We start from the raw sequence: 2,310 nt of genomic DNA on the forward strand, positions 1-2,310 counted from the left end.
CACCGCGTTGGGCCCCAGTTGCAGGCCAGCCCCCACCTCGCCCAGCGCGCCCGCCTGCTCCAGCAGGTCCACCGAAACCCCGGCCCGCGCCAGCGCCAGGGCACAGGCCAGGCCACCGATACCCCCACCGGCGATCACCACGTGTTGTGTCATGGGCAGGCATTGTGCCCGCCGGCCCCCGCAACGCCTTGACGCAACGCAAACCCCCGCGCAGCGGTGGAACAAGCAGAGCAGCGACCCGCGTCAGCGGCAGAGCGTGGGGGCCAATGACCACAGCGACGGGCCGCCCCAAGGCAGGCCGAGCCCCCTTTGGGGGGCAGCGCCCCGCGACAGCGGCGGAGCGTGGGGGCCAAAGGCCGCTGCGAAGGGCCGCCCCGAGCAAGGTCAGCCCCATGGGGGGGGCAGCGACCAGCGCCAGCGGCGGAGCGTGGGGGGCACTGGGCCTACCGCCGGGCCGCCCCAAGGCAGGCCCAGCCCCCTCGGGGGGCAGCGACCCGCGTCAGCGGCGGAGCGTGGGGGCCACTACAACACCCGGTTGAACCAGAAGAGCGACAGCCCCGCCGACAGCAGCACCAGCACCGCCGCCGCCAGCGCCAGCAGGCCGGAGACCTCGGTCTCTTTCCGCTCCACCGTCAGCCGCGTGCTCAGCGTTTCATAGACCTGCTTGAGGTTCTCGGCCGTGCCGGCGTAGAAGTACTCGCCCTTGGTCTCGCGCGCCACGGACTTGAGGGTTTCTTCGTCGAGCCGCACGCGCATGGACCAGCCCTCGAAGCCGATCACCTCGCCGTCCACCGTGCCCACGCCCACGGTGTAGACGCGCACGCCGCGGTCGGCCGCCATCTGGGTGGCTTCCTCGGTGTCCACCCCGGTGGTGCGCTGGCCGTCGGTCAGCAGGATGATGGCGGCCGACCCGTAGGAGCCCGGGGGCACCGGCTGGAACGGCTTCTTCTCGGCCTGCGCCGCCGGCTGGTCGATGGCGCGGCCCTGCGCGGCGAACGGGTCGTTCTGCCGGCCGTAGGTGACGCTGGCCAGGTCCACCTGGCCAGGGAAGATTTCGGACAGTGCCACCACGATGGCACTGCCGATGGCGGTGGCGCGCTGCATCTGGAACTTGTCGATGGCGGCGTTCAGGTCTTCGCGGCTGAGCGTGACCGGCTGCACCACCTGCGCACTGCCCGCAAAAGCGACGATGCCCACCTTCACGTGCCGCGGCAGCTCGGCCAGGAAGGCCTTGGCCGCCGCCTGCGAGGCCACCAGCCGGTTGGGCAAGACATCGGTGGCGCGCATGCTGCCCGAGACGTCCATGGCCAGGATGATGGTCTGCTGCGTGGACGGCAGCAGCACCGTGGCCATGGGCCGTGCACTGGCCAGCAGCATGGCGGCAAAGGCCAGCAGCAGCAGCACCGGCGGCACATGGCGGCGCCAGCCTGGCCCACGGCCCATGGCTTCGCGCACGATGGACAGGCTGGCGTAGCGCAGTGCGGTCTGGCGCCGCCGGCGCAGCAACCACCCGTACAGCAACACCAGCAACGGCAGCACCAGCAGCCCCCACAGGAACTGCGGCCACAGGAACTGCACCGGCAGTCCGTTCAAAGCATTGAGCGGGTTCATGCGGCGACTCCCGTTGAGACCGCGCTGCGCCGCGGGTCGGTGCGCTGGCGGCGCAGCTGCACAAAGCGCTGCACCGATTCGAGCAGGTCGTCGTCGGTGGCCAGCTCCAGCGCGTCCACACCGGCGCGGGCCAGGGTCTCGCGCAGCTGCGCCTCGCGCTGGGCGGCGATGCCTGCAAAGCGCTGGCGAAAACCGCTGTCGTGCGTGTCCACCAGCAGCTGTTCACCGGTCTCGGCGTCGCGCAGGGTCAGCAACCCCAGATCGGGCAGTTCCAGCTCCAGCGGGTCCAGCAGGCGCACGGCCACCACGTCGTGCCGGCGCGCCAGCTCGCCCAGGGGTCGCTCCCAGCCCGGCTCGCTGATGAAGTCCGACACCACGAACACGGTGCAGCGCTGGCGCAGCGACAGGGCGGCGATGCGCAGCAGCTCGGCCAGGCGCGTGGGGCCGTGGGCGGGTGCCTTGGGCGACGCGTCTTCGGGCGTGTCCAGCAACCCCATCAACCGCAGCACCTGGGTGCGGCCGCCGCGCGCGGGCAGCACCGTGCCCACCGCCGCCACGCCACGGGCGCCGTAGAGCATGGCGCCCACGCGGTTGCCGTGGCGGCTGATCAGGCGCGCCACCACGCCCACGAAGCCCTGCAGCAGTTCGCGCTTGCGCTGCTGGCCGGAACCGAAGTCCACCGAGGGGCTGAGGTCCAGC

2 protein-coding genes and 1 pseudogene are annotated in these 2,310 nt (G+C 72.0%); all 3 read right to left on the minus strand.

The genetic code is table 11. The features are described from left to right. Positions 1-153 (minus strand): NAD(P)-binding protein (locus ACR2JA_RS16670; RefSeq protein WP_434010198.1); only part of this gene is annotated, 153 nt, incomplete at its 3' end. A 369-nt stretch (positions 154-522) separates the two neighbouring features. Beyond that, positions 523-1,578: a VWA domain-containing protein gene (locus ACR2JA_RS16675; protein WP_434010199.1), complete on the minus strand. Its 1,056-nt coding sequence runs from the start codon at positions 1,576-1,578 to the stop codon at positions 523-525. A gap of 29 nt (positions 1,579-1,607) precedes the next feature. Further along, positions 1,608-2,310: pseudogene (locus ACR2JA_RS16680) on the minus strand (DUF58 domain-containing protein); the annotation flags it as partial.

Source organism: Hydrogenophaga sp., assembly GCF_051007235.1.
Classification (GTDB): Bacteria; Pseudomonadota; Gammaproteobacteria; order Burkholderiales; family Burkholderiaceae_C; genus Hydrogenophaga.